We start from the raw sequence: 26,222 nt of genomic DNA, 5'->3' as shown, positions 1-26,222 counted from the left end.
TGAGGGTGATAGGTCCTTACTCGTCGAACGCCTCCACCGTGACCCGCCGGCCGCGCAGGAAGGCGTCGGCGACGTGGCGCAAGGGAGCGACATCGACATCGGAGGTTCCGGCCTGCACGATTTCGGCAAAGCGGGCATAGAGGCCGGGATATTCGCCGTGCAGCCCTTCGTGACTCATCGGCGTGCTGCCGTCCGGGAAGGTGAGTTCGGCACCGCCCTTGGCGAGACGCAGCGTGCCCTGGTCCGTTTCGACCACGATGTCCCAGCTTTGCGGGCCTTCCTGCCGCCAGTCCAGGTCCATGGCGACGGGGGCACCGGCGGTATCGCGGAAGTCGACGCGCGCGGCGATAGGGGCGTCGCGGTTGGCAGGGAAATCCAGCACCGCCCGTTCGATCAAGAAGGGGCAGGGCAGGATATGCGTCGCGATCGACAGCGCGTTGATGCCGGGATCGAACACGCCGAAGCCGCCGGCCTCCCAGATCCATGCCTGACCCGGATGCCAGACGCGAACATCCTCGCGCCAGGTGATCGTCACGCGGCCGATGGTGCGCGCTGCCAGCCAGTCGCGGGCCGGCGCAACGCCGGGGGCGTAGCGGGAGTGCCAGCTTGCGAACAGGCTGATGCCCGCGGCGTCCGCCGCATCGGCAAGCGCCGCGACCTCGGCAAGGGTGGCGCCGGGGGGCTTTTCGAGGAAGACGTGCCAGCCGTTGGCGATGGCCTCGGCGGCGGCGGAGTAGCGGACCTGGGGCGGGGTGCACAGCGCGACCGCGTCCACGTCGATCCCGCTGGCGGCGAGCGCGGCGAGATCGGGGACGCTGGGCAGGTCGTCCACCGTTTCGCCGCTGCGGCTGACGCAGGCGACCAGGGTGATGTCGGGATTGGCGGCGATCGCGGGGACGTGCTGGTCGCGCGCGATCTTGCCGATGCCGACAAGCGCCAGACGGATGGGCGCGGTCACAGCACGGCCTTCACGGCGGTGACGAAGCGTTGCGCGTCGGCCGCGATCTCGGCGGCAGGCTTGCCCACGCGGTAGAGGTTGGAGCCGAGGCCGAAGCCGTTGGCACCGGCCGCGACCCACTGCGCCATGGTATCGGGCGTGATGCCGCCGACCGCCAGGACCGGCAGGTCACGCGGCAGCACGGCGCGCTGCGCCTTCAGCATGGCAGGCGTCGTGCCGTCGGCGGGGAACAGCTTCAGGCCATGTGCGCCCGCGGCGACCGCGGCAAAGCCCTCGCTAGGGGTGAAATAGCCGGGAAGCGAGATCAGGCCGGCGGCCACGCTCGCCTCGATCACCGCGGTGTCGGTATTGGGCGACACGATCAGGGTGCCGCCGGCATTGGCGACATCGGTGACCTGGGTGGTGCGCAGAACGGTGCCCGCACCGATGATCGCGCGGTCGCCGTAAGCCTTGACGATCTTTTCGATGCTGGTGAACGGATCGGGCGAGTTCAGCGGCACCTCGATCAGGGTGAAGCCGGCATCGACCAGCGCACCGGCGACGGGCAGCGCCTCGTCCGGGGTCAGGCCGCGGAGTATCGCGACGAGCGGGCAGGCAGCGAAGCGTTGCGCGAACTGCGCGGCGGGGTCGGTCATGCAAGATGCTCCTGGATCTGATGGATACCGGCAAGAAAGGCGGCGTGGCTGTCGACGGCAACGGCGGTGCCGCCGCGCTGCGCGATCGCGATCGCGTACAGGTCGCCCAGCGCACCGCCGGCGAGAAGATGGACGGTGCCGCCGGGAATGCCGGCGACCGCGCCGACATCGGCGCCGATCAGCAGGCCGCTGGCAAAGGCGGCGGCGTCCTCCGGAGCGCGGCGGCCGAGAAGGACGCCGGCGCGGATCTCGAAGAGGGCGGCGGGCAGGTCGCAGGCGCCGCTGCCCCGGGCGAGCCCTTCGCGAAAGGCGGGGCCGTCCTCGACGGGGCCGTCGAGCATGCCGGCGAGGATGCCGTGGCCGCGAAGCAGCGCGAACAGCTCGCCGGTCATTGCGGTCGCGAAGTCGGTGATGCGCGCGCCCTTCGTGAACACCCATTTATTGTGGGTCCCCGGCTGGCAGAACAGCGCATCGGCCGGCGCAAGGCCGGCGGCGATGGCGCCCAGCACCTGCACCTCCTCGCCCCGCATCACGTCCGCGCGCGGGCCGGTGGCGAGCGAGACGCCGGGGACGATGGCGACATCCTCCTCCGCAATGCGGGTCGCCTGTGTCGCCAGCGTGGGCAGGTCGGCGGGGGCAGGGACATAGGGTGCCTCGCGCCAGCCACGCGTCGAGCCGACCATGCCGGCGGCGATCACCGGCAGGGTGCCGAAGCGGGTACGGATGGCGGCGATGGCGGCGGGATAGTCGCCCGCGCCCATCGCCAGCACGCCGCGATCGTCCCGCTCGGTGGCGAGCATGCAGCCGTCAGCGGCGATCAGATAGGCGCGGCGATTGGTCGTGCCCCAGTCGATCGCGATATAGGCGCCGTCGGCGGGAACGACGTGTGGGGGAGCAGGCGACAAATCGAAGACCCTTTTTGGAATGGGGTGATTTGTAAGACAATAGCGCGCCGCCCGCAAGTCAGGCCGAGTGGGAAAGCAGCCTTTCGGTATCCTCGTGCGCCTGATCGATCAGCTTGATCGTGGCATCGCGCGCGGCGGCGGTGTCGCGGTTGGCGATCGCCTCGAACAGCAGGCGGTGCTGCGGCATGGAATCGCGGGGGCGGTGGCTGCCGCGATGCTTGAACAGGGTGGTCCAGCGCACCGCGGCGCCGATGCTGCCGGCAAGGCTGACCAGCAGTTCGTTATGCGTCGCCTCCAGGATGATGTTGTGGAAATCCTGGTCGGCGGCCTGGCCGGTCGCGTTGCCCAGCCCGTGCTGCGCCATGGTTTCCAGCGCATGGCCCATGCGGCCCAACTGGCGCGCATCGCGGCCGATCGCGGCGAGTTCGGCGGCGGCGGGCTCGACGATCATGCGCAACTGGAACAGGCTGCGCACGAAGCCGGCGGGGGGCTCGCCCTCGAACATCCAGGCGAGCAGATCGGGATCGAGCAGGTTCCAGGTCTGGCGTTCGCGCACGCGGGTGCCGGTCTTGGGCTTGCTCAAGACGAGGCCCTTGGCGGCGAGCATGCGGATTGCCTCGCGCACCACGCTGCGCGAGACGCCGCGACGCTCGGCGATCTCCACTTCGCCGGGCAGGGTGCTGCCGGGCGGGTGCTGGCCGGTGACGATCGCGATCCCGATTTCCCGCGCGATCAGCGAATGTGCGGGGCCGCGTCGTTCTTCTCTCAGCATTCGCTCTCCCATCGGGTCCGGCCCATCGACTGCGGACGTGCGCGTCGGGGCCGGATAAGTCAAACCGGTGCCGTCCTTTAGCGGCTCACTCGCCCAGCTTGTCCTGGGTGCGGGTGTCGAAATCCTTGGCGTCATGGCGTTCGTGCAACTGCTCGGTGGGGTCGCCGAACAGGCGGTTGACCATGCGGCCGCGGATGACGGCAGGGCGCGCGGCGATCTCGTCCGCCCAGCGACGGACATGGGCGTAGTCGCCGACGGACAGGAACTCGGCGGCGTCGTACAACTGGCCGAGGACGAGGCCGCCATACCAGGGCCAGGCGGCCATATCGGCGATGGTATAGTCGTCACCGGCGAGGAAGCGGGTTTCGGCGAGACGGCGGTCGAGCACGTCGAGCTGGCGCTTGGCCTCCATCGCAAAGCGGTCGATCGCATAGGCGATCTTGGTCGGGGCATAGGCGTAGAAATGGCCGAAGCCGCCGCCGACGAACGGGCCGCTGCCGACCTGCCAGAACAGCCAGGACAGGCATTCGGCGCGCGCGGCACCGGAGGCGGGCAGGAAGGCGCCGAACTTTTCGGCAAGATAGGTGAGGATCGCGCCGGATTCGAACAGGCGGACGGGCTCTGCAGCGCTGCGGTCCATCAGCGCGGGGATCTTGGAATTGGGGTTCACCGCGACGAAGCCGCTGCCGAACTGGTCGCCATCGTTGATGCGGATCGGCCAGGCGTCATACTCGGCCCCGGCATGGCCGAGCGCGAGCAACTCCTCCAGCATGATCGTCACCTTCACGCCGTTGGGCGTGGCGAGCGAATAGAGTTGCAGCGGATGTTGCCCGACCGGCAGCGCCTGTTCGTGGGTGGCGCCGGCGACGGGGCGGTTGATGCTGGCGAAGCGGCCGCCATTGTCCTTGTTCCATTCCCACACGCGGGGCGGCACGTAATCGGTCATCACCAAGGTCTCCGCAAAGCAAAACGCTGTCCGGAGGTAGCTGCGACGGCGGTATTTACAAGCCGCGGGAAAAGCGATCGGGGGCGAGGCGGGTCAGGTCGACGGGCGGCCGCTCCCCCAGCGCCAGCGCCGCGATCGCCTCGGCGGTGATGGGGGCAAGGGTGAGGCCGAGATGGTTGTGACCGAAGGCACACAGGATTCCCGCTGCCTGGCCGATGGCGGGAAGATAGTCGGGCAGGGTGGGGCGGGCACCCATCCAGCCCTCCGCATCCGCCATGGGCAGGCCGAGCGCGGCGGCATGCCGGTGCAGGCGGGCCCATTTGCGCGGATCGGGCGGCGCGGCATGGCCGGCGAACTCGACGAAGCTGGCGGCGCGCAGCCCGCTTTCGAAGCGGGTGACGATCATCGACCGGTCTTCGAACACGATCGGGGGAAGGTCGGCGGGCCAGTCCGGTTCGGGGGGCGACTGGAGGTGGTAGCCGCGTTCGGCGATGATCGGCACCTTCAGTCCGTGCGGGCGGAGCAGCGCCGCCGAACCGGTACCGGCGGCAAGGACGACGCGGTCGGCAGTCAGGCGGGCGCCGTCGGCGAGCGTGGCGGAACGGGCGTCGATCGCGGTGACGGTGGCGATCCGCTCGGTACCGCCCGCCGCCAGAAAGGCCGCGCGCGTCGCGTGTGCGAGCCGGCCGGGGTCGGCGATCTGGCCCGTGCCGGTGAAGCGGATGCCCCCGGCAAGCGGGGTGGCGATGCGGTGGCGCAGCGCATCCAGTTCATGCCGTTCGAGCGGTACGAACCGGGTGGTGCCGATATCGGCGGCGCGCCATGCGGCAAGACCGGCGGCGGCGGTTTCGGGCGTTTCCCAGACAACGACATGGCCGTTTTCGCGCAACAGATCCGGCGCGGCGATGGCATCGACATAGCGCCGCCATGCCGGCATCGCCTGAGCCAGCAAGCCGGAAAGGGCGGCCCGGCCCCGTTCGAAGCGCGTCGGCGTCGCGGCGCGGGTAAGGCGAAGCGCGAAAGGCAGCCAATGGGCGATCTGGCGTGGCGGAAGGGCCAGCGCACCGCCACGCAGGAACAGGCGCCGGGCAGCGCTGCGCACTATGCGCGGCGAAGCGATGGGTTCGGCCTGTTCGGTGGCGATGTGCCCGGCATTGCCCCAGGAGGCCGCCCGCACGTCGGTGGACGCCTCGACCAGCGTCACCTCCAGCCCAAGCCGTTGCAATGCAAGCGCAGAGCTGAGGCCGATCACGCCGCCGCCGATGACCAGAATCGTTCGGGGTGCTTCAACAGAATGGTTGCGCATGCCGCGGGTTATACCGTATACAGATGGCATTCAAGGAGTAAGACGTGAACGCATCACCTAAGCTTTGGCACGGCGTTTATCCGGCCGCCACCACCCAGTTCACCGAAGCGCTGGACATCGATCACGACGCCACGCAGGGCGTGCAGAGCGCGCTGGTGGACGACGGGGTGACCGGCCTGATCATCCTGGGCACCTGTGGCGAGAACAACTCGCTGGAACCGGACGAAAAGCGCGCGGTGCTGAAGGGCGCCAAGGAAGCGGTGAACGGCCGCGTGCCGCTGGTCGCGGGCGTATCGGAGTTGACCACGGCGCGAGCGGTGGCGTTCGCCCGCGATGCGGAGGCGATCGGCGTCGACGCGCTGATGCTGCTGCCGGCGATGGTCTATGTGCCCAAGCCCGCCGAGCTGGTCGCGCATTGCCGCGCGGTGGCGGGGGCGACGGGCCTGCCGATCATGCTCTACAACAACCCGCCGGCCTATCGCGTGTCGTTCGACTGGGAGACGCTGGACGCGCTGGTCGACGTGCCGGGCGTGGTCGCGGTAAAGGAAAGCGCGCCCGATCCGCGCCGTTTCACCGACGTGTTCAACCGCTATGGCGACCGTTACACGCTGATGGCGGGACTGGACGATGTGGCGCTGGAAGGATTGCTGCTGGGCGCGACCGGCTGGGTCTCGGGCCTGACGAGCGCGTTTCCGCAGGAGTCCGTCGCGCTGGTTGCGGCGGTGGACCGCGGCGACTGGACCGCGGCACGCGAGATCTATCGCTGGTTCATGCCGCTGCTCCACCTGGATGCCGAGCATGATCTGGTGCAGTCGATCAAGCTGGCCGAGCAGATCATGGGCCGTGGTTCGGAGCGGGTGCGCATGCCGCGCCTGCCGCTGGAAGGCGATCGCCGGGCCGAAGTGATCGCGATGGTGGAAAAGGCGGCGGCGACGCGGCCGACGCTGGCCGGCGCCTGACGGCCACGATGCGCCACACCTTTTTCTGCATCGACGGGCATACCGCGGGTAACCCGGTACGCCTGGTGGCGGGAGGGGCGCCGCTGCTGCGCGGCGCCTCCATGGCGGAGCGGCGGCTGGATTTCCTGGAGCGGTTCGACTGGATCCGCACCGGGCTGTGCTTCGAGCCGCGGGGGCATGACATGATGTCGGGCGGGTTCCTCTACCCGCCCTGCCTGCCCGACAGCGATGCCGCGATCCTGTTCATCGAGACGAGCGGATGCCTGCCGATGTGCGGGCACGGCACGATCGGGATGATCACCTTCGGGCTGGAACATGGCCTGATCACCCCGCGCGAGCCGGGGCGGTTGCGGGTGGAGGTGCCGGCGGGGGTGATCGACATCGACTATGCGGTGGCGGGACCCAAGGTCACCTCGGTGCGTATCCGCAACGTCCCCGCCTATCTGGCGGCGGAGGGGATCGCTATCGACGTGCCGGGCTTCGGGCCACTCAGCGTCGATGTCGCCTATGGCGGCAATTATTATGCGATCGTGGAGCCGCAGGGGGCGTACACGTCGCTGGACGATCTGGGTGCGTCGCGGCTGGTGGAGTTGAGCCGCACGATCCGCGAGCTGGTGCGCGCCAAGTTCGAGCCGGTGCATCCGCTGGAGCCCTCGATCCGCGGGGTCAGCCATGTGCTGTGGGCGGATGTGCCCTCCAGCGACGGGGCGGATGGCCGCAATGCGGTATTCTATGGCGAGCGTGCGATCGACCGTTCCCCTTGCGGCACGGGAACGTCGGCACGGCTTGCCCATCTGGCGGCGAAGGGGCGGCTGCAGGTCGGCGACCGCTTCGTTCATGAAAGCTATATTCGCAGCCGGTTTACCGGGCGGGTAGAGGCGGCGACCTCCCTGGGGGAGCGGGAGGCGATCATCCCGTCCATCGAGGGATCGGCGATTTCCACCGGGTTCAATACGATCTGGATCGATCGCGAGGATCCGTTCTGGGCTGGGTTCAGCGTGGTCTGATTTTCACGCGAAGGCGCGAAGGCGCGAAGATTTTTGTTCACGCGGAGGCGCGGAGGCGCGGAGAGTAGCACCGAGCCGAAGGCTCATTCCTCACCTACGGGTGGCGGCTTGTCTTCCGATCGGAAGGGGCGCACGCGGGCGCGGCCGACGCAACACCTCCGCGTCTCCGCGCGAACAAACCTTCTTCTTCGCGTCTTCGCGCCTTCGCGTGAAAATATCAGCCGAGATCGTCGATCGCGGGCTGGGGCGCGGTGAACCAGGCGGCGCCGGTTTCGGTGACGTGGAAATGATCTTCCAGACGAACGCCGAAGCGGTCGGGGACGACGATCATCGGCTCATTCGAAAAGCACATGCCGGGCGCCAGCGGGGTGGTGTCGCCGCGCACCAGATAGGCGGGTTCGTGGATGCTGAGGCCGATGCCGTGGCCGGTGCGGTGCGGCAGGCCGGGCAGGCGGTAGTCGGGGCCGAGGCCGGCCCGTTCCAGCACGCGGCGCGCGGCGGCGTCCACCGCTTCGCAGGGCTCACCGGGGCGGACTGCGTCGAAGGCGGCGGCCTGTGCCTCGTGTTCGATGGTCCAGATGGCGCGGATGTCGTCGCCGACGTCGCCGAACGCGTAGGTGCGGGTGATGTCCGAATGATAGCCATCGGCAAGGCAGCCGGTGTCGACCAGCACGAGGTCGCCGTCGCGCAGGATGTCGTCTTGGGGCAGTCCGTGGGGGAAGGCGGTGGAGCGGCCGAATTGGACGGCGCAAAAGGTGCTGCCGGTCGAGCCGAGCGCGCGGTGGGCGGCGTCGATGAAGCGGATGACTTCCGACGCGCGGATGCCTTCGTCGAGGATGCGTGCGGTGCGGCGGTGCACCTCCAGCGTCATCGCCTTGGCCTGGGACAGGAGGGCCAGTTCGGCGGGAGATTTGATCATGCGGCAGCCGTCGATGACGGGGCTGGCGTCGATCAGGGTGACGTGGGGAGCGTCGCGGCGGATGCGGTCGACGAAGAGGAAGGCGAGGGCGGGGTCGATGGCGAGGGTGGTGGCGTTCGCGGCGCGCAGGGCGTCGGCAACCAGAGCGGAGGGACGTTCATCCTCTTCCCACAAACAGACATCACCATCGATGCCGATGCCCGCTTCGAATGAGCCGAGTTCGAAGGCGGGGCAGATGAAGATCGGGTCGCCCGCGATCGGCAGCAGCATTGCGACCAGCCGCTCGGTTGCGCCCCAGGCGAGGCCGGCGAAATAGCGCAGGCTGGCGCCCGCACCGACGATCAGTATGTCGGCGCCCGCCCCGGCCATCAGCGTGCGGGCGCGGGCGATGCGAGCGCGGCGTTCGTCGCGGGTGATGGCGGGGGCAGGGGTCGCCCAGGGGTGCAAGGCGCCCAGTTCCGCTGCCGCCGTCGAACCGCCGATACCTGCCATCGTCCCACACTCCGTTGTTGCGCGATCGTCTTGGCAGAGACGGCCGGGGACTTCCACTGCGACGGCGCGTTGAGGCGACAGCGATGATGGAGGTGCGGATGCTGTTTGCGGTGACGACGGTGCTGGCGGCCGCTTCGGTCGCCCCGGCCGAGAAGACGCCGGCGGCGGCAAGGGCGGTGGTCGAGCGGTATTATGCGGCGATCGCCCACAGGGATTTCGGCCGCGCCTACCGGTTGTGGAGCGACAATGGCCGCGCAAGCGGCAAGACGTTGCACGGCTTTACCCGTGGGTTCACGCAGACGGCGGATACGCGGGTGTTCACCGCCCCGCCGGTGAACGGCGATGCCGCTGCCGGATCGGTGTTCGTCACGGTGCCGGTGCGGGTCGAGGCGCGATTGAAAAGCGGCTTGCGCCAACGCTTTGCCGGACGCTACGTGCTGCGCCGCGTGAACGATGTCCCCGGTGCGACCGCCGAACAGTTGCGCTGGCACATCATGTCGGCGCGGCTGACGCCCATTCGATGATACCCCGTCCAAGGAATTTCCAACCATGCTGCAACATGGCGTGCTGCTGGCCTTTCTGTCGTATAGCGCCTTTGCGCTGAGCGATGCGTCGATCAAGCTGCTGGAAGGGACGATCAATCCGTTCCAGCTTGCATTTACCGGCGCGGTGCTGGGCTTTGCCGCGGTGCCGTTCGCACGGCGCAAGGGGGAGCGGTGGAGCGATCTGGTGCGGTCCAGCCGTCCGGGGCCGTGGTTCGTGCGGGCGGTGGCGTCGGGCATCTGCGCGGTGTCGAGCGTGGTGGCGTTCACGCGCCTGCCGATGCCGGAGGCGTTCTCGCTGATCTTCCTGATGCCGATCTTTGTCACGATCCTGTCGGTCGTGCTGTTGAAGGAGGAGGTAGGCGTCTGGCGGTGGGGCGCGGTGGTGCTGGGGTTCGTGGGCGTGCTGGTGGTGCTGCGACCCGGCTTTCGCGCGCTCCATCTGGGGCATCTGGCGGCGCTGTCGGCCGGCGTCACCGCGGCGATCGCGATCGTGATGTTCCGGGTCGCGGGGCCGGGCGAGAAGCGGATTGCATTGTACGGCGCCGGGTTGATCGGGCCGCTGGTGCTGAACGGGTTGCTGATGATCCCCGGCCTTGCCATGCCCACGCCAAGGCAGATGGCGTTCATGACGAGCTATGGCCTGCTCGCGGCGCTGGGCAATGTGCTGCTGATGTTCGCCGCGCAAGCCTCGCCCGCCAGCCGGATCGCGCCGCCGCAATACAGCCAGATGATCTGGGCCGTGGGCCTGAGCTACTGGCTGTTCGGGCAGTCGGTGGACGAGGCGACTTTCGTCGGCATCGCGATCATCGTCGCGGCCGGGCTGCTGACCTGGGCGCGTGAGCGGATCAAGGTGCCGGTGTGGCTGCGGCGGATGCCGATGCGGCCGCGCTGACCGCGGCCGCGCCTGCATCGCCCCCGCTCTATCCGTTGTCGCTGAAGCCGGGATAGAGCGTCATGCCGCCATCGACATAGAGGGTGGTGCCGGTGATATAGTCCGCTTCGTCAGAGACGAGCCAGGCGACGGCGCGGGCGACATCCTCCGGCTCGCCGATGCGACCATAGGGGATGAGGCGGAGCAGCTTTTCCAGCGCGTCCTTTTCCTCCCATGCCTCGCGGTTGATCGGGGTACGGATGGCGCCGGGCGAGATGGCGTTGACGCGAATATTCTCGGGCGCGACCTCCTGCGCCAGCGACTTCATCAGCATGGCGACCCCGCCCTTGGTCGCGGCATAATTGACGTGGCCGGCCCAGGGGATGATATCGTGCACCGAACTCATCGACACGATGGCGCCGGCCGCGCGGGTCGGGGCGGCGGCACGGTCCTGCGATCGGAAGCGGCGGATCGCCTCGCGGCTGCACAGGAACTGGCCGGTGAGGTTTAGCGAGATCACCGCGTTCCAGTCGGCCAGCGTCATCTCGCCGATCGTCGCATCCTTCTGGATTCCGGCATTGGCGACAAGGATATCGACGCGGCCGAAGCGTTCGACGGTGCGGTCGAACATCGCCGTCACCTCCTCCTCCACCGCGACGTCGGCCCGGTGCGCGAAAGCCTCGCCACCGGCCTGTTTGATCTCCGCCACCAGAGCCTCGGCGGACTCCGCGTCGCCGTGATAGTTGACCGCGACCTTCGCCCCGCAGGCGGCGAGGTGGCGCGCCACGGCAAAGCCGATGCCCGAACTGGCACCGGTGACGATCGCGCTTGCCCCGTCGAGTTTGGTCATGCTGTGCTATCCCGGTTGCCTTTACCAGCGGCTACAACACGGCGACGGGGATCCGCGATCCCTTATGGAAACAGATGGGTGACGGTGGCATCGGGCATCACCGCCTCCACCAGCAGCGAGCGGTGGCAGCCATGGGGTTGCCGCTCGAAGCAGAGCAGCGCGGTGGGCCGCTCCTGCGCCAGATCGCGAAGCTGCGCGCCCTGAAAGATCGCCTCCGGCAGTTCGAGCTGGCCGGCATAGATGGTGGCGAGGCGGGCATGGTCGAGCTTGCGCGCCGCCTCGCGCCCCTCGGGCGGGGTGCCGAGCGCCTTCAGCCCGATATAGTCGATGCCGGCCTCGCGCAGGCCGTTCGCCAGGATGTTCTTGGAAAAGCCGGGGCGGCGTGACAGCGGCACCGCCCGGACATCGGCCAGAAGCGTGACGCCGGCGGACTGGAGGGCGGCGATCAGGTCCGCCTGGGTGGCGCCCTCATAGCCGATGGTGAAGATCTGCATGGACGGGAGATGGGGTTCGGGGCGGGGGGTGTCACCCCTTCCAGGCGGCGGGGTCAGCATCGATCGCCCTGGCAACGGCATCGGCGATGGCGGCATCGTCCGCGGTATCGGGATGGGCGTGGCAGCCGGTGAAGCCCAGCTTGTGCACGGGAGCGTAGGACAGGCGGGTGTCGCCGGCCGCGCGCAGGCGGGCATGGACCTGCGCGATCTGCGCCGCAATCTCGCCATCGGCGAGGTCGGTGGACCAGAGGATGATCCGTGCCGCGGGATGGCGGGCGCGCAGCGTCTGCACGAAGCGGACATAGGTCTGCTGATAATCCGCATGGAGAGCGTCCCGCGTCTTCCATCGTTCCGTCGGGCGCAGCGGGGTGGAAAAGTCGTTGGTGCCGAGCGCGATAACGATCACCTGCGGCGACCAGCCGCGATCGTCGGCGGGATGCGCGTGGTCGAGCGTCGCATAAGGATAGGCCTGGGGCAGGGTGTCGGCGGCGAACCCGTCATAATTGCGCACGATGCCGCGGCCGGAGATCGCATTGACCCGGTAATCGGCATCGTAGCGCGCACCGAGCAGGCCCGGCAGGCCCCGGGCAGTGTCGGTGGTCGACCAGACCTGATCCTGCGTGCAGGTGTTCGAAGTGGCGGTGTTGCCATAGCCGACGGTATGCGAGTCGCCGATGAATTCGATGCGGCGGGCGCGTGCGCGCAACGGCCGCGCCGTGGTACCGGCGGGCGCGAAGATGCCGCCAAAGGCGGTCGCCTCCGCCTGACTTTCGCTGACCACGTCGATGCGCAGGCGGTGGTTGCCCGGCGTCAGGCCGGCGATGCGGTAGAGGCCGGGCTTGGGTTCGACCAGCGACGCCGGAGTGCCGTTGTCCACGCGCGCGGTGAGGTGGACGCGACCCTTGCCGACCGCAAAGGCGATGGTGGAGCCATGAAAGGCGCTCTCGAAATAGGTGCCGGGCCATTGGCGGAGCAGTTGCGCGCCGTCCTCCACGGTGCGGCCACCGACTTGCATCGGCAGCGCGCGCAAGGTGGCGGGTGTGTCCGCGATCCGGGTGATGGCGAGTGGCGGCGCCTGCGTAAAGGCGGACGCCGCAACCAGGCCAAGTCCCACCGCCAACATCATGAACCGCATCACGATCCCCAAATAAGACAATTTTCTTTAATGCTCTGTTCGGGCAAGCATAGCGTTCTGGCAGAGGATGACCATGACAATGCAACAGCGGGATGGATGGAGCCGGCGCGCGACGCTGGCGGGGGCGGCGGCGATTGTCGCGGCGTCGGGACTGGCGACCGGACGGGCATGGGCACACGCTGCGGCGCGGTCGCTGAGCAATCCGGCGGCGTCGGCGGAGGCGCGGGCGCTCTATGCATGGCTATGGTCGATCTATGGCACCAAAACGCTGACCGGACAGCAGGAGCAGAATTTCAAATCGGCCGGGGCGGGGCTGGAGCTGAACCATATTCGGCGGGTGACCGGCAAGGCACCGGCGCTGCTGGGGTTCGACTATATGGACCCGGAGGATCAGGCGGCGACCAATGCGCGGGCCCTGGCCTGGCACAAGGCGGGCGGGATCGTATCGATCTGCTGGCATTGGGGGGCGCCGGATATCGGCACGGGTTATGAGAACTCCAAAAAGGCGTTCGGCGTCGAACAGGCGCTGGTCGCGGGCACGCCGCAGAACCGGGCGATGATGGCCCAGATGGCCGGCGTCGCCGATCTGTTGACGCAATTGCGCGATGCGCGTGTGCCGGTGCTGTGGCGACCCTTTCACGAGTTCAGCGGCACCTGGTTCTGGTGGGGGCAGCATGGGCCGGATGGGTTCAAGGCGCTGTGGCGGCTGATGTACCGGTATTTCACGACCGAGCGGAAGCTGGACAATCTGATCTGGGTGCTGGGCTGGGCCGGGCAGAATGTCGATGCCGCCTATTATCCGGGGCGCGACTGCGTCGACGTGGCGGGCGCCGACCTTTATGTCGACGATCACGGCAACCTGGCGCCGATGTTCGGGCAGGTGAAGGCGATCGTCGGGACCAGCGTGCCGATCTGTCTGCACGAGAACGGGCCGATCCCGGACCCGGCGACCCTCGGGCCGCAGGCGGACTGGCTGTGGTTCATGACCTGGCATACGCGCTGGCTGACCGATCCGGCGCAGAACCCGCCCGCGTTGCTGCGCGACTATTACCGGTCGGCGCGCTACCTGACCAAGGACGAACTGCCCAGGGTCAGGCCGTGGGGGTGACCATCAGGGTCAGCGCGGGGCCTTCATGGCCGGCGACCTGGAGCAGGTAGCGGCCGGCGCGCAGGTCGAAATCCACTATCTTGCGGATGCCCGAGCAGGCGGGGCCATGGCCGTGCGCGACGGCGGTCGCGGTGCGGCCCGCGGCGACGACATCGACCCAGGCGGGGGTGCCGAGCGCGACGCGGTAGCGGCCGGGGCGGGTGACGGCAAAGGCGAACAGCCCGCCCTGGGTGGTGGGGGGAGACGCCTTTTGCGGCGGTGGCACGGTGAAGGCGAGATCGGCGAGCGGATGCAGCGTGGCGCGAACCGAGGTGCCGATCGGCAACATGGCACGCGATACGCCGCGCGTGCTTTCCGCCGCCGCGATCGGCGCGCTCTGTCGCCAGCCGGACAGCATGGCGGGCAATGGTGCGGGCGGCGTGGGACAGGGCGCAGATGCCGCCGCCTGCGCGGCAGCGAGCGCTGCGGCATGGGCCAGCATTGCGAGCATCTGTTCCTCCAATAATCGGGCGATATCGCGGCGGCTATATTACGGCCGGGGCGGATCGAACAGGCCGGGCGGACAAGTCGTTCAATTCATTGAAATAGTGCCCGAGATCGCGAGCGTCATCGCCAGTGCCATCACCACCATCATCACGTTTTCGGTGAGTGACACGAAGCCGAGCGGCACATTGCCGCTGCCGCCGACACAGGCACATTTCAGCGTGCGGCGCTCGACATAGACCGCCCGGAACACCGAGACGGCGCCGATGCCGCCAATGACGAGGGCGACGGGGATCGAGACGATCGGCAGCACCCCGGCGAGCATCAGCGCGCCCGCGCCCAGTTCCAGAAACGGATAGGCATGCGCATAGGGCAGGTAGCGGCGGGCGAGCAGGTCATAGCCGATGAACATGGTCGCGAACCGCTCGATATCCTGCAGCTTCAGCATGGCGAGCAGCATCATCGATATTGCGATAAAGCGACCGGCCCCGACGAGGCCGATCAGCGGGGTGGCGGTGAGCATGTTGATCGCCAGCGCGATGAGCGCGGCGACTGCGAACACCGCGATGACCGGGGTGTAGCTCGTCGCCTGGGGATCGCGGACCTTCAGCGCGAAATGGCGTCGCAGATCGTCATAGCCGCCGATCCGCCGGCCATCGATGAAGATTTGCGGCGTGGTCTTCACGTCGTGCTCGGCCTTGAACGCGTCCTGCTCGGCGCGGGTGGTCAGCCAGCGATCCTCGACGGTGAAGCCGCGGCGGCGGAGCAGGTCGAGCGCCTTGATGCCGAACGGGCAGATATGTTGGGGCATGACCATGCGGTACAGGGTGGCCGTCTTGGTCCGCGGGTCGCCGGTCATCATTCACTCCTTCTCGGCCAAGCCATATAGGAGCGAGCCCGGCGCCGCGCAGGGGCGGCGCCGGGCAGGTGGGTCAGCGCGTCGGGCTGTCGGCGTTGACCGTCTCGGGGGGCGAGACGGGGGACAGGCGCTGTTCCTGTGCGTCCGGATCGATGCGGCGGCTGCGGGCGAGGGGCTCGACCGCGACCGGGCCGCCCGATTTCAGCGCCTTCACGACCGCCTCGATCACCAGAATGTCGGCAAGACCCTCCTCGCCGTCCGGCTCGGGCGTGCGGTCCTCCAGGATGCAGTCGGAGAAATATTTCATCTCGCCGCCGAACTGGTCGGTCGCGTTGAACACCTGATGCTCGGTATCCTGGCCGATGGTGCGGATCTGTTCGAGCGACTTGCCAAAGGTATAGGCCGGGTTGAGCGTGATCGACCCCTTGGTGCCGGCGATGGTCAGCGTCTCGACGCCGTTCAGATAATAGCTGACAACGAACTGCGCGAAGCGGTCGCCCGGCAGGCGCAACGTGACGGTGATCGTGTCGTCCAGATCGCCGAAGCCGGCCTCCGGATGACGGGTGCCGACCGCCGAGACGACCTCGACCGGCTCCGCCCCGAACAGATAGCGGATCGCGTTGATCGGATAGGCGCCCATGTCGAACAGCGGGCCCGCCTCGATACCGTGATGGGCGCGGTGGTTGGCGGGGTCGAGCATCTGGCCGAAGCAGGAGGTGAAGGCGAGGACGTCGCCCAGTTCGCCCGCGCGGATGCGGCGGATGGCATCCAGCGTCGCGGGTTCGAAATGAAGGCGGTAGGCGGTCATCAACTTCGCCTTGCCCGCCTTTTCCGCCGCCAGGATCGCGCGGGCCTGTTCGGCGGAAACCTCCAGCGGCTTTTCGCAAAGAACGTGGATGCCGGCGTTCAGCGCCGGGACCGCGAACTCGGCATGGCGCCAATTGGGGGTGCCGATATAGATCGCGTCGATCGTGCCCGACGCGATCAACGCATCGAACTGGTCGTAGCGATACCGCCCCTCCACGCCGTACGCGTCGCCGACCTTGGCGAGCTTTTCCGCGTCGCTGGAGACGAGCGCGGTCACCTCCGAATTGCCGGTGTGCTTGACGCCGGGCAGCATCGCCGACTGGGTGATGTCGCCCAGGCCGACCATGGCGTAGCGGACCTTCTTGCCACCCAGTCCGAGTGCCGATGCGAGGCTCATGCTGATCTCCGTTTTCGTTTGCAGTCGCGGCAGGAACGAACGGCGTGCGCCGCGTTCCCCCGGCCGCCGCAAAAAAGCCGGTGGGTGGACTTGGCGCCGGGCAGACTTATATACCGCTCGTTATGGAAACTGTGACCGACGTTCCCGACTGCACCGTGACCAAGGGCCGGCCGCGCGAATTCTGCGTCGACGCCGCCCTGGCCAAGGCGCTGCGCGTGTTCTGGAGCAAGGGATATGACGGGGCGTCGCTGGCCGATCTGACCGGCGCGATGGGGATCACCAAGCCCAGCCTGTATGCCGCGTTCGGCAACAAGGAAGCGTTGTTCCACAAGGCGCTGGACCTGTATGAGGCCGAGAAGATGGCCTATGTCCGCGCCGCGCTGGACCAGCCGACGGCGCGGGGCGTCGCGGAAGCGCTGCTGCGCGGAGCGGTGGATGCGCAGACGCGGTGCGACGAGCCCCATGGCTGTCTGGGCGTGATCAGCAGCGTTGCCTGCGGCCCCGAGGCGGAGTCGATCCGCGAGGCGGTGGTGGCGCGGCGCGCCTCGTCCCACCGCATGTTGCTGGAACGGTTCGAACGCGCACGCAGCGACGGCGACCTGCCGCCGCATATCGACCCGGAAGGGTTGACCAGCCATCTGTATGCGATCCTGCAGGGCATGGCGGTGCAGGCCGGATCGGGCGCGCCGCGCGAGGCGCTGGACCGTCTGGTCGAAACGAGTCTGGCACTCTGGCCGAGCCGCTGATCCGCCTCTAGAAAAGCCTGCGACGCACGGGCGGGACGCGCGTGGAAGCGGGAGACTAAGTGCATGCAGGTGGTGCGAACGACCGGCGGTTCGGCCGACGAACCATCGCTGCTGAACCCCGGACTGATCGCCTGTATCGCCACCGCGGCGCTTGCGGGCCTGTTGTTCGGGTTCGACACCGCGGTCATCTCCGGCACCACCGAGGCGATGGTGCGGACCTTCCGGCTCGATCCCTTCTGGCTGGGCATCACCGTGTCGGCGGCATTGTGGGGGACGCTGGTCGGCGCGTTGACCGCCGGGATCCCGGGCGACCGGTTCGGCAGCCGCAATACGCTGCGCGTGCTGGCGGTCTTCTATGTCGTCGGGGGGCTCGGCTGCGGGCTCGCCTGGGACTGGGGATCGCTGGTGCTGTTCCGGGTGATCGCGGGACTGGCGGTCGGTGGATCGTCCGTGCTGGCACCCGTTTATATCTCCGAGATCGCGCCGCCCAGCAAACGCGGCGGACTGGTCGCGGCGTTCCAGTTCAACATCATCCTGGGCATCCTGCTCGCCTATGTGTCGAACGCAATCATCGCGTCGATGGACCTGGGCCTGAGCGACTGGCGGTGGAAGTTCGGGGTGAGTGCGGTGCCCGCGGTCGTCTTCCTGCTGTTGTTGCTGCGCATCCCCAACAGCCCGCGCTGGCTGGTCGGACGCGGCGCGACAGCGGAGGCGCGCGATGCGCTGGGGCGGATCGGCATGAACGCGGCGCAGGTGGACCGCGAGATCGACGCCATTGAACGGGCGGGCGAACAGGCGGCGACCGAACAGCCGGGGGGCGAGCGCCTGTCGTGGCGGCGGCATTCCAAGCCGATCATGCTGGCGATCCTGGTCGCCGGGTTCAACCAGCTGTCGGGCATCAACGCACTGCTTTATTATCTGAACGACATCTTTGCGGCGGCGGGGGGATCGCTGTCCGCGGATATGCAGGCGGTGATCATCGGGCTGGTCAATGCGCTGTTTACCGTGGTCGGGATGCTGCTGATCGACCGGCTGGGGCGGCGGACGCTCTTGTTGATCGGATCGGCGGGGATGGCGGTGTGCCTGAGCGTCGCCGGACTGGCGATGGGCGGGATGCTGCCGGCGCATCTGGTGCTGTGGGCGCTGATCGGCTTCATCGCCTTCTTCGCGCCGAGCACGGGGGCGGTGATCTGGGTATATATCAGCGAGGTGTTCCCGACCGGCGTGCGCGGGCGGGGCAGCGCGGTCGGTGCCTCCACCCATTGGGGGCTGGACGCGGTGATCGCGGCGGGCTTCCCGGTGGTGGCGGCGATGTCGGCAAGCCTGCCCTTCCTGTTCTTTGCCGTGATGATGGCGCTGCAGTTCGTGGTGGTGCTGGTCTATTTCCCGGAGACCAAGGGCGTGCCGCTGGAGGAAATGGAGCGGAAGCTAGGCATCGGCGCAGCCTGACGCAGGGGGCCTTTCCAACAAAAATACCGTTCGGTACAGAAAGCCGTTGACGGGTCCGCCAGCCGCTTTTATACCGGCTGGTATAGAAGATGGTCGCAGCCGATCGCGGCGGACCATCTTGGGATTTTGGTCAACGGTCGGCGTGACGGACGCCGCCGGGCTGCGGCTCGGCGGGTGCGGCCGGCCATGTGCAGGGAGTGATGGGCATGGCATATCTCGGCTTTTCCGAACTGGGCGGCCCGGCAATGGCGCGTGCGGCGGTGACGCGGCCGGTAAAGGCGCCTGCGCCGGCCCCGCGTGCAGCGAGCCTGTCGGCGCTGGAATGGCAGGTGGTGGCGCTGGCCCAGAAGGACCGGATCGCGACGCTGCGGTCGCCCGGCCGGCTGGCGATGGCGATGGGTGCGCTGTTCGGCGAGCGGCACAATCCGCGGCTGGCCGACCCGCAGCTCGAGGCGCTGCGCCGGATGGCGGTGCTGAGCTGGCACCATGGCTATACCGTGGCCCCGCATGAGGTACGCCGGTTCCTGGCGGCGGGCTATTCGGCCGATCAGTATGAATTGATGGTCGACAGCATCAATGCCGGGCGCACCGCGCGCGGCGCCAATACCGGGCTGGTGATCGCAGAGGTGCCCGCCGCCGCCTGACGCGGCGCCGAATGGCCTGCCGGTGCGTTGAACCGGCCATGTTGGTGTTTCTGGATTTCGAGGCATCCTCGCTGAACAAGCATGGCTATCCGATCGAGGTCGGATGGGTGTTCGAGGATGGCGGCAGCGAGGCGCATCTGATCCGGCCTGCGCCCGGCTGGGATGACTGGGACGACGAGGCCGAGGCGATCCATCACATCTCGCGCGCGATGCTTGCCGCCGAGGGTACGGCCCACGATGTCGTGGCGCAGCGGATGGTGGCGGTGCTGGCGGGGCATGACCTGCTCGCGAGTGCGCCGTCCTGGGATGGCAAATGGTTGAGCGCGCTGTTGCGGGCCGCCGGCCTGCCGCGGCACACGTTGCGGCTGCGCGATACCGAGGAGGCGCAGGGCGAAACGGCGCGGGCGATCCTAGCGCCGGTACTGGCGCAACCCGCGCTCGATCAGGCGGTGTACGATGTGATGACGCTGGTCGAGGTGCGCCGGGAAGGGCCGCCGCGCCACCGGGCGCTGGCCGATGCCGAGGACGAACGGGCGCGCTGGTGCATGGTGCGCGACGCGGCGCAGGCCAGGGCCGACGACTTGGCGCACCGCGCGGCCGGCGGCGCAGTAGCTCCGCCCCCCCCCAAGGAGTTTGCCCATGACCCATGATCGGTCGCTGACCGCCACCCATTCCGCGCTGCGCGACGATATCGGCGACCTCGTCACCCGGCGGCCGGTGCCGGGACCCGGACTGGCACAGGTCGATCCCTTCCTGTTCCTCAATCATCACGGACCGCAGGTCTATGCACCGAATAATGGCGGATTGCCGTTCGGACCGCATCCGCATCGCGGGTTCGAGACGGTGACCTTCATCCTGTCGGGCAGTCTGGCGCATCACGATACGGGCGGGCACCAGAGCGTGATCGAGGCGGGCGGGGTGCAGTGGATGACGGCGGGGTCCGGGCTGATCCATGCGGAGGTGTCGCCGCCGGCGTTCAAGCGCGAGGGCGGAGCACTGGAGATATTGCAGCTTTGGGTGAACCTGCCGTCGCGGCTGAAGATGACGGCGCCGCGCTATACCGGGTTGCAGGGCGATGCGATCCCGGTGCTGACGGTGGAGGGCGGCAGTGTGGCGCTGGTGTCCGGCGCGTATGGGGGGCCGAGGGGCCGATTAGGTCGCTGACGAGCGTGATGCTGGCGGTGGTGAGGCTGGCGGCGGGGGCGGCGATCACGTTGCCGGCGCCGAGGGCGCGCAGCGTGCTGTTCTACACGGTGGCGGGATCGGTCGAGGTCGGCGGCGACACGGTGGCGCCGTGGCAATTGGCGACCTTTGCCGATGATGGCGAGGTAATCACGGTGCGCAGCGCGGCGGGTGCGGTGCTGTTGTTCGGGCATGCCGATCCGATCGACGAGCCGGTGGTGGCGCATGGACCGTTCGTGATGACGACGCGCGAGGAGATTTCGGACGCGATCCGCGATTACCAGGCGGGGCGGTTCAACGGGACGGGGCCGTTGCTGGACGTCGGGGCCTGAGCGAAGCGGGGCAGGCGTCGATCGCCTGCCCCGTTGCCCCGCGATCAGGCGGCCAAGCCGTGGTGGCGGAGCAGCGCATCCGGCTCCGGCGCGCGGCCGCGGAAAGCGCGGAAATTGTCGCTGGCGCTACGGCTTGCACCCCGTGCGAGCACCTCGCGACGGAAGCGTTCGCCGGCCGGCTGACCCTCTGCGGCAAAGGCGGCGAAGGCGTCCGCCGAGAGCAGCTCGGCCCAGAGATAGCTGTAATAGCCGGCGGCATAGCCTCCGGCGAAGATGTGCGAGAAGCCGTGGGGGAAGCGGTTCCAGGCGGGGGGCACGATCACCGCCACCTCGGAACGCACGGCGTCCAGCACCTCCATGACCCGCGCGCCCCGGGCCGGATCGTAATCGCGGTGGAGTCGCAGGTCAAAGGTGGCGAATTCGACCTGACGCAGCAGGAACAGCCCGGCCTGGAAACGGCGCGCGGCCAGCATTTGCGCGAACATGGCGTCCGGCAACGGCTCGCCGGTGGCGACATGGCCGGAAAGCTCCGCCAGAGTGGCGCGGTCCCAGGCGAAATTCTCCATGAACTGGCTGGGCAGTTCGACTGCGTCCCATTCCACGCTGGAAATGCCGCCGATCGAGGGCAGATCGACCTCGGTCAGCAGATGATGGAGAACGTGGCCGAATTCATGGAGCAGCGTCACCACGTCGCCGTGCGCGAGCAGGGCGGAGCCATCGGCGGTGGCGGGCGGGAAGTTGCAGGTGAGATAGGCGACGGGTCGGTGGAAGCGGTCGGCATCGCGGAAGCGCGGGCGGCACACGTCCATCCAGGCGCCGCCACGCTTGCCGGCGCGGGCGTGGAGATCCAGATAGACGCCGGCGACGACCGCACCGGCGGCATCCACCACATCGTAGAAGCGGACATCGGCGTGCCAGGTCGATACGTCATCCCGCTCGACCAGTTCGACATTGAAGAGGCGGCGTATCAAGGCGCGGGTGCCCTGCATCACGCGGGGCAGCGGGAAATAGGCGCGGATCGCCTCCCGGTCGACGCCGTAGCGCTCGCGGCGCAGCGCCTCGGCAACGAAGCCGGTATCCCATGGCATCAACTCGGCGATGCCGAACCGCTCGGCGGCGAACTCGCGTGCTTCGGCCAGTTCGGCCTCGGCCAGCGGGCGGGCACGGCGGGCGAGATCGGCAAGAAAGGCGAGCGCCTCGTCCGCCGACTGCGTCATCTTGGTTTCCACCGAACGCGCCGCGGCATCGGAGAAGCCGAGCAGTTGCGCCGCCTCATGACGCAGCGCCATGATACGCTCGATCCGGGGGCCGTTGTCGAGGCTGGTATCGGCCGCCTGGTCGGATGCGCGGGTGGTGTAGGCGCGGTACAGGCGGGCGCGCAGGTCGCGGTTGCGGGCATGGGTCAAAACCGCCTGCACGCTGGGTTCGCGCAAGGTGACGAGCCAGCCGTCCAGATCCTTTTCCGCGGCATAGCCGGCGAGGATCGCCTTGGCGGTGTCAGGCAGGCCGTCCAGCAGTGCCTCGTCGGTGACGTGCTCGCTCCACGCCTCCGTGGCGTCCAGCACGGCGTTGCTGAACTCGGTGGCCAACTGGTTCAGCTCGACGCCGATCTGGCGGTACCGCGCCTTGGCCTCGTCCTCCAGCGCGACACCGGCGAGACGGAAATCGCGCAGCGCCAACTCGACCGCCCGTTCGGCGGCAGGGGACTGGCCGGTCGCATCGACCAGCGCATAGGCCGCATAGAGGCGGGCGTCCTGCGCGGCTTCCATGCCATATTCGGCGAGCATGGTCTGCGCCTGCGCATAGGCGGCGCGGTATTCGGGCGTGTCGGCGACGGCATGGAGATGCCCGGCGGGCGACCAGCCGCGCGCCAGGGCAAAGCCCGCCCGCTCGCTGGCGAGAACGACGCTGTCGAAGTCACGGATGTTGGAGCCGGCTATCGCATCGGCGGCGGCGCGGCCCTGTTCGATCAGACCGGTGACAGCGGGAACGAGATGTTCGGGGCGGATCGCGGCGAAGTCGGGCAGATCATGGTCGGCAAGCAGGGGATTGGGGGACATGAAGGCTCCTTAGGGCCGCCGCAGCAGGGCGTTGCGCAGTTGAACTTCGGCAGTGTCGACCGCCGTGGCAAGGCCTTGTCGGGCCAACCAGTCGCGATCCTGATGACATTCGGCGTAGCGATCGCCTGCATCGCACAGGATGGTGGCGATCGATCCCGATTGCCCGGCGGCGTGCATCTGGGTGGCAAGCAGGGCGGTGGCGACGAAATTGAGCCCGGTCGAGGGACCGACGTGGCGGCCGAGCAGATCACCCGCGATACGCATGCCCGCGATCGAGACGGCATCGGGCAGCTTCATCATCCGGTCGACGGTGCCGGGCAGGAAGGAGGGTTCGACGCGGGGGCGCCCGACCCCTTCGATCCGCGACGGGCGATCGGCGGTGGCATCGGGATCGGCGTCGCGATACCCCTCGAAAAAGGCGCTGTGTTCGACATCGGCGACGCACAGCCGGGTGGAAAGGCCGCGATAGCGCAGGTGGCGGCCGATGGTGGCGGCGGTGCCGCCGGTGCCGGCACCGGCCACGATCCAGGCGGGGAGCGCATGGGGTTCGCCCGCCATCTGCTGAAGGATGGCCGAGCCGATGTTGTCGCAGCGCCAGTCGGTGGCGCGGGCCGCGTTGGTGAACTGATCGAGATAGACGCCGCCCTGCGCCCGGGCCAGCGATGCGGCCTCGGCATAGAGCGCATGGGGCGCGACGAGGTGACACAGGCCCCCCTGCGCCTCGATCGCGCGGACCTTTGCCACCGAGGTGCCGACCGGCATGACGGCATGGAAGGGCAGGCCGAGAAGACGGGCGAAATAGGCCTCCGACACCGCGGTCGAGCCCGATGACGCCTCGACCAACGGCGTGTCGCAGCGGATGACCCCGGCGACAAGGCCGGCGGTGAACAGCGACCGGGCCAGACGATGCTTGAGGCTGCCCGTCGGGTGGGCGGATTCGTCCTTCAGATACAGGTCGATGCCCGGGGTCGCGGGCAGGTGCAGCGTGAGCAGCGGCGTTTCCGGGCAGCGCCGCCGGTCGCGGTCGATGATGGCGAGTGCGGCATCGACGAAGTCGCGATCGTCCGGGCGTTCGGTGGCGATGACGCCCAGCGTTTCGGCGAGCGGGCAGGAGGGGGGCAGCGTGGCGAGGGGCATCAGCATGCGCCAAAGGGTATCTCGATTGCACCGTAAAAACCTCCCAAACTTTGCTCGATTTGGGCCGAGCATTGGGATAATCTTACCGTCATGACGGCCAATCTCGACAAAATCGACTTCGCCATTCTCGACGAGGTGCAGCGGGACGCGACGCTGTCGGTGGCGGAGGTCGCCAACCGGGTGCACCTGTCGCACAATGCCTGCTGGCGGCGGATCAAGCGGCTGGAGGACGAGGGCTATATACGCGCACGCGTCGCGCTGCTCGATCCAGCGAAGCTGAATGCAGGGATGACCGTGTTCGTCAGCGTGCGTACCGCGGAGCATTCGGCGGCGTGGCTGGCGGAGTTTTCGGCGGCGGTCCGCGACCTGCCCGAGGTGGTGGAATTCTATCGGATGGCGGGCGAGACCGATTATCTGATCAAGATACGGGTGGCCGACATCCAGGCCTATGACCGGGCGTACAAGCGGCTGATCGAGCGGGTCCGCCTGACCGATGTGAGTGCGGCGTTCGCGATGGAGGAGATCAAGTGCAGCACCGCCATCCCGTTGCCGGGGCGGGACGGATAAGTCCCTACCAGCCGGGCGGCAGCAACCGGGCGAAGATGCCGAACTGGCGAGCGCGTGCCTCGCGCCGCCGCCATTCCGCCGTTGCACGTGCCGCACGGTCGTGCAGCGCCGCCAGTCGCGCATCGCCGTGCAGATCGGAGAGGCGAACGGGCAAAGGCCGGTGGCTCACGGGCATGGCGATCCTCCCTGCATGATGTTGGTCCCTTGAAGATAATCGGTAGAGGCGCGCTTGCGATCGGCAATTCCGGCAGGCCGCCATCTCGGAAGGAGTGTTCGGGGGCAGAGGTATGACCACCGTGCTGGCGATTGGGCTGGCCTGCCAAAAGCGTAGGATGGGGACGGCGGGGCGATCGGCTGCCCCGTGCCGCATGGCCCGACAGAGGCAGGGCGGGCCGCCAAGGCTACCTTCCGAAACGTGCACGGCGGCGGCCCCGACCCACCCCCGGCGGCCCCCGTCGCCGTGCCGGAATTTCCCTATGCACGGCGCAAGCCGACCTGTTCCGCGATATACCGCCCCCGATACGGGTCCGGTACAGCCGCTCGGCGGCCAGGCGAGACGGGTTGTGCCTCAGGCGATGCGGAGGGCGACGTCGTCGGCGATGGCGAGCGAGGCGGTGAGGCCGGGGGATTCGATGCCGTAGAGGTTGACCAGACCGGCGAGGCCGTGTTCGGTGGGACCGTCGATCGCGAAGTCGGCGGCGGGGTCGCCAGGACCGCCGAGCTTGGGGCGGATGCCGGCATAGCCGGGGGCGATCCGGCTGGGGTCGAGCGCGGGCCAGATGCGGGCGGCGGCCGCGCGGAAGCTGTCGCCGCGGGCGGGGTCGACGCGGTAGTCGATAGTGTCGATCCATTCGACGTCGGGGCCGAAGCGGGCGTTGCCCGACAGGTCGAGGGTGAGGTGCGTGCCGAGGCCTCCGGGCACGGGCACCGGATAGATGAGGCGCGTGAAGGGCACCCGGCCGGCATAGGTGAAATAATGACCGCGCGCGTAGCGGAGCGTTGGGACGTGTTCCAACCCCTCGGTCGCCGCGGCGAGTGCGGCGGCGCCCAGGCCGGCGGCGTTGACGATGCGGGTGGCGGTCAGCGCGGGCTCGCCGTCCACCATGACGGTCCAGCCGCCGCGCCCCGGCACCAGCCCCGACACGCGCGTGCGGCAGGCGAGGACAGCGCCGGCATCCTCGGCATCGGCGAGCAGCGCCTGCATCAGTCCGTGGCTGTCGATGATCCCGGTCGATGGCGACAGCAGGGCTCCGGCGCAGCGAAGTTCCGGTTCGAGCGCGCGCGCGTCCGCGCCGGTGAGTGCCACCAGATCGTCGACGCCGGCGGCGCGCGCATCGTCCATGATGCGCGACAGGGTGGCGAGCTCGGCAGCCTCGAACGCGACGATCAGCTTGCCGATGCGGCGATGGGCGACGCCGCGCATCCGCGCATAGGCGTAGAGATGTTCGCGCCCGGCGATGCACATGGCCCGCTTGCGGGGCGTCGCGCCGTAATAGAGGCCGGCATGGATCACCTCGCTGTTGCGCGAGCTGGTGCCGTTGCCGACCACGGCGTCCCCCTCCACGAGGATCGTGGACAGGCCGGCGGTGGCGAGCCGCCGGGCGATGGCGAGGCCGATGACGCCTGCGCCCACCACCACCGCATCGATATCGGCCAT

General features: G+C 68.6%; 29 protein-coding genes. 12 read left to right on the top strand and 17 right to left on the bottom strand.

The features are described from left to right. Nucleotides 1–16 precede the first annotated feature (16 nt). From GQR91_RS14745 to GQR91_RS14720, 6 genes are all read right to left on the bottom strand, one after another. Entirely contained in the window at nucleotides 17–958 is a 942-nt protein-coding gene (locus GQR91_RS14745; protein ID WP_149683230.1) for a Gfo/Idh/MocA family protein, read from the bottom strand. Beyond that, on the bottom strand, nucleotides 955–1,593 hold the full coding sequence (locus tag GQR91_RS14740) for a 2-dehydro-3-deoxy-6-phosphogalactonate aldolase (protein WP_149683229.1): 639 nt from the start codon (nucleotides 1,591–1,593) through the stop codon (nucleotides 955–957). Before GQR91_RS14740 ends, GQR91_RS14745 begins: the two co-directional genes overlap by 4 nt. Next, nucleotides 1,590–2,498 (bottom strand): 2-dehydro-3-deoxygalactonokinase, encoded by a 909-nt coding sequence (locus GQR91_RS14735; RefSeq protein WP_149683228.1) that lies wholly within the window; start codon nucleotides 2,496–2,498, stop codon nucleotides 1,590–1,592. Before GQR91_RS14735 ends, GQR91_RS14740 begins: the two co-directional genes overlap by 4 nt. Before the next feature lie 58 nt (nucleotides 2,499–2,556). Further along, on the bottom strand, nucleotides 2,557–3,270 hold the full coding sequence (locus GQR91_RS14730) for a FadR/GntR family transcriptional regulator (RefSeq protein WP_112382867.1): 714 nt from the start codon (nucleotides 3,268–3,270) through the stop codon (nucleotides 2,557–2,559). Between the two features lie 85 nt (nucleotides 3,271–3,355). Beyond that, nucleotides 3,356–4,216 (bottom strand): glutathione-dependent disulfide-bond oxidoreductase, encoded by an 861-nt coding sequence (gene yghU / locus GQR91_RS14725; RefSeq protein ID WP_149683308.1) that lies wholly within the window; start codon nucleotides 4,214–4,216, stop codon nucleotides 3,356–3,358. 55 nt (nucleotides 4,217–4,271) lie between these two features. Further along, a complete protein-coding gene (locus GQR91_RS14720) occupies nucleotides 4,272–5,522 on the bottom strand; it encodes an NAD(P)/FAD-dependent oxidoreductase (RefSeq protein ID WP_149683227.1) in 1,251 nt (416 codons plus the stop codon). A gap of 44 nt (nucleotides 5,523–5,566) precedes the next feature. On the opposite strand from GQR91_RS14720, the gene GQR91_RS14715 reads away from it, so the two are divergent. Together GQR91_RS14715 and GQR91_RS14710 are read left to right on the top strand one after the other, a co-directional pair. After that, a complete protein-coding gene (locus tag GQR91_RS14715; protein WP_149683226.1) occupies nucleotides 5,567–6,481 on the top strand; it encodes a dihydrodipicolinate synthase family protein in 915 nt (304 codons plus the stop codon). A gap of 8 nt (nucleotides 6,482–6,489) precedes the next feature. Next, complete coding sequence (locus tag GQR91_RS14710; RefSeq protein WP_149683225.1) at nucleotides 6,490–7,488, top strand: 4-hydroxyproline epimerase; 999 nt, start codon at nucleotides 6,490–6,492, stop codon at nucleotides 7,486–7,488. Between the two features lie 217 nt (nucleotides 7,489–7,705). Here the strand turns inward: GQR91_RS14710 and GQR91_RS14705 are convergent, their stop codons facing one another. Further along, nucleotides 7,706–8,899, bottom strand: a complete 1,194-nt coding sequence (locus GQR91_RS14705) for a M24 family metallopeptidase (protein ID WP_149683224.1) — start codon at nucleotides 8,897–8,899, stop codon at nucleotides 7,706–7,708. A gap of 83 nt (nucleotides 8,900–8,982) precedes the next feature. Between GQR91_RS14705 and GQR91_RS14700 the strand changes: the two genes are divergently transcribed. Both GQR91_RS14700 and GQR91_RS14695 read left to right on the top strand, forming a co-directional pair. Continuing rightward, complete coding sequence (locus GQR91_RS14700; protein WP_149683223.1) at nucleotides 8,983–9,423, top strand: Cif family virulence factor; 441 nt, start codon at nucleotides 8,983–8,985, stop codon at nucleotides 9,421–9,423. A gap of 25 nt (nucleotides 9,424–9,448) precedes the next feature. Next, a complete protein-coding gene (locus GQR91_RS14695; protein WP_211368618.1) occupies nucleotides 9,449–10,336 on the top strand; it encodes a DMT family transporter in 888 nt (295 codons plus the stop codon). 28 nt (nucleotides 10,337–10,364) lie between these two features. Here GQR91_RS14695 and GQR91_RS14690 read toward each other — a convergent pair whose 3' ends face one another. The 3 genes from GQR91_RS14690 to GQR91_RS14680 form a co-directional block, all read right to left on the bottom strand. Next, nucleotides 10,365–11,165 (bottom strand): SDR family oxidoreductase, encoded by an 801-nt coding sequence (locus tag GQR91_RS14690; RefSeq protein WP_149683222.1) that lies wholly within the window; start codon nucleotides 11,163–11,165, stop codon nucleotides 10,365–10,367. 62 nt (nucleotides 11,166–11,227) lie between these two features. Then, nucleotides 11,228–11,659, bottom strand: coding sequence for a DUF488 domain-containing protein (locus GQR91_RS14685; RefSeq protein WP_112382875.1), 432 nt, complete (start codon nucleotides 11,657–11,659; stop codon nucleotides 11,228–11,230). Between the two features lie 31 nt (nucleotides 11,660–11,690). After that, nucleotides 11,691–12,794 (bottom strand): SGNH/GDSL hydrolase family protein, encoded by a 1,104-nt coding sequence (locus tag GQR91_RS14680; RefSeq protein WP_211368617.1) that lies wholly within the window; start codon nucleotides 12,792–12,794, stop codon nucleotides 11,691–11,693. A 73-nt stretch (nucleotides 12,795–12,867) separates the two neighbouring features. On the opposite strand from GQR91_RS14680, the gene GQR91_RS14675 reads away from it, so the two are divergent. Further along, nucleotides 12,868–13,902 carry a glycosyl hydrolase gene (locus GQR91_RS14675; RefSeq protein WP_249042548.1) on the top strand — a complete coding sequence of 345 codons (1,035 nt, stop codon included), beginning with the start codon at nucleotides 12,868–12,870 and terminating at the stop codon, nucleotides 13,900–13,902. Here the strand turns inward: GQR91_RS14675 and GQR91_RS14670 are convergent. From GQR91_RS14670 to GQR91_RS14660, 3 genes are all read right to left on the bottom strand, one after another. Next, the gene (locus tag GQR91_RS14670; protein ID WP_149683221.1) at nucleotides 13,886–14,392 is read right to left on the bottom strand and encodes a homogentisate 1,2-dioxygenase; all 507 of its coding nucleotides are present in this window, start codon (nucleotides 14,390–14,392) and stop codon (nucleotides 13,886–13,888) included. The two genes, GQR91_RS14675 and GQR91_RS14670, sit on opposite strands and share 17 nt — an antisense overlap. 81 nt (nucleotides 14,393–14,473) lie before the next feature. Beyond that, nucleotides 14,474–15,247, bottom strand: coding sequence for a glutaredoxin family protein (locus tag GQR91_RS14665; protein WP_235904136.1), 774 nt, complete (start codon nucleotides 15,245–15,247; stop codon nucleotides 14,474–14,476). A gap of 70 nt (nucleotides 15,248–15,317) precedes the next feature. Further along, a complete protein-coding gene (locus GQR91_RS14660) occupies nucleotides 15,318–16,448 on the bottom strand; it encodes a Gfo/Idh/MocA family protein (protein ID WP_149683220.1) in 1,131 nt (376 codons plus the stop codon). Between the two features lie 122 nt (nucleotides 16,449–16,570). Here GQR91_RS14660 and GQR91_RS14655 point away from each other — a divergent pair, with 122 nt between their 5' ends. The 6 genes from GQR91_RS14655 to GQR91_RS19640 all read left to right on the top strand — a co-directional run bounded on the left by GQR91_RS14655 (nucleotide 16,571) and on the right by GQR91_RS19640 (nucleotide 20,801). Continuing rightward, nucleotides 16,571–17,194, top strand: a complete 624-nt coding sequence (locus tag GQR91_RS14655) for a TetR/AcrR family transcriptional regulator (RefSeq protein ID WP_112382879.1) — start codon at nucleotides 16,571–16,573, stop codon at nucleotides 17,192–17,194. A gap of 63 nt (nucleotides 17,195–17,257) precedes the next feature. Further along, nucleotides 17,258–18,643 carry a sugar porter family MFS transporter gene (locus GQR91_RS14650; RefSeq protein WP_174236662.1) on the top strand — a complete coding sequence of 462 codons (1,386 nt, stop codon included), beginning with the start codon at nucleotides 17,258–17,260 and terminating at the stop codon, nucleotides 18,641–18,643. Nucleotides 18,644–18,849: 206 nt separating this feature from the next. After that, nucleotides 18,850–19,287 carry a hypothetical protein gene (locus tag GQR91_RS14645; protein WP_149683219.1) on the top strand — a complete coding sequence of 146 codons (438 nt, stop codon included), beginning with the start codon at nucleotides 18,850–18,852 and terminating at the stop codon, nucleotides 19,285–19,287. A gap of 38 nt (nucleotides 19,288–19,325) precedes the next feature. Next, on the top strand, nucleotides 19,326–19,937 hold the full coding sequence (locus tag GQR91_RS14640) for a 3'-5' exonuclease (RefSeq protein ID WP_149683218.1): 612 nt from the start codon (nucleotides 19,326–19,328) through the stop codon (nucleotides 19,935–19,937). Next, nucleotides 19,927–20,451: a pirin family protein gene (locus tag GQR91_RS19645; RefSeq protein ID WP_235904135.1), complete on the top strand. Its 525-nt coding sequence runs from the start codon at nucleotides 19,927–19,929 to the stop codon at nucleotides 20,449–20,451. The genes GQR91_RS14640 and GQR91_RS19645 overlap by 11 nt, the downstream gene beginning before the upstream one ends. A gap of 8 nt (nucleotides 20,452–20,459) precedes the next feature. Beyond that, a complete protein-coding gene (locus tag GQR91_RS19640) occupies nucleotides 20,460–20,801 on the top strand; it encodes a pirin-like C-terminal cupin domain-containing protein (RefSeq protein WP_235904148.1) in 342 nt (113 codons plus the stop codon). A gap of 44 nt (nucleotides 20,802–20,845) precedes the next feature. Here the strand turns inward: GQR91_RS19640 and GQR91_RS14630 are convergent, their stop codons facing one another. Both GQR91_RS14630 and GQR91_RS14625 read right to left on the bottom strand, forming a co-directional pair. After that, complete coding sequence (locus GQR91_RS14630) at nucleotides 20,846–22,861, bottom strand: M3 family metallopeptidase (RefSeq protein WP_149683217.1); 2,016 nt, start codon at nucleotides 22,859–22,861, stop codon at nucleotides 20,846–20,848. Between the two features lie 9 nt (nucleotides 22,862–22,870). Next, a complete protein-coding gene (locus GQR91_RS14625; RefSeq protein ID WP_235904134.1) occupies nucleotides 22,871–24,004 on the bottom strand; it encodes a PLP-dependent cysteine synthase family protein in 1,134 nt (377 codons plus the stop codon). Between the two features lie 84 nt (nucleotides 24,005–24,088). Here GQR91_RS14625 and GQR91_RS14620 point away from each other — a divergent pair, with 84 nt between their 5' ends. Continuing rightward, on the top strand, nucleotides 24,089–24,565 hold the full coding sequence (locus GQR91_RS14620) for an Lrp/AsnC family transcriptional regulator (RefSeq protein WP_149683216.1): 477 nt from the start codon (nucleotides 24,089–24,091) through the stop codon (nucleotides 24,563–24,565). A gap of 4 nt (nucleotides 24,566–24,569) precedes the next feature. Here GQR91_RS14620 and GQR91_RS14615 read toward each other — a convergent pair whose 3' ends face one another. Both GQR91_RS14615 and GQR91_RS14610 read right to left on the bottom strand, forming a co-directional pair. After that, nucleotides 24,570–24,740 carry a hypothetical protein gene (locus GQR91_RS14615; protein WP_160146846.1) on the bottom strand — a complete coding sequence of 57 codons (171 nt, stop codon included), beginning with the start codon at nucleotides 24,738–24,740 and terminating at the stop codon, nucleotides 24,570–24,572. A 393-nt stretch (nucleotides 24,741–25,133) separates the two neighbouring features. After that, complete coding sequence (locus GQR91_RS14610; protein ID WP_149683215.1) at nucleotides 25,134–26,222, bottom strand: NAD(P)/FAD-dependent oxidoreductase; 1,089 nt, start codon at nucleotides 26,220–26,222, stop codon at nucleotides 25,134–25,136.

The organism is Sphingomonas carotinifaciens, assembly GCF_009789535.1.
GTDB classification, from domain to species: Bacteria; Pseudomonadota; Alphaproteobacteria; order Sphingomonadales; family Sphingomonadaceae; genus Sphingomonas; species Sphingomonas carotinifaciens.
This window is presented reverse-complemented; position numbering and strand designations above follow the sequence as displayed.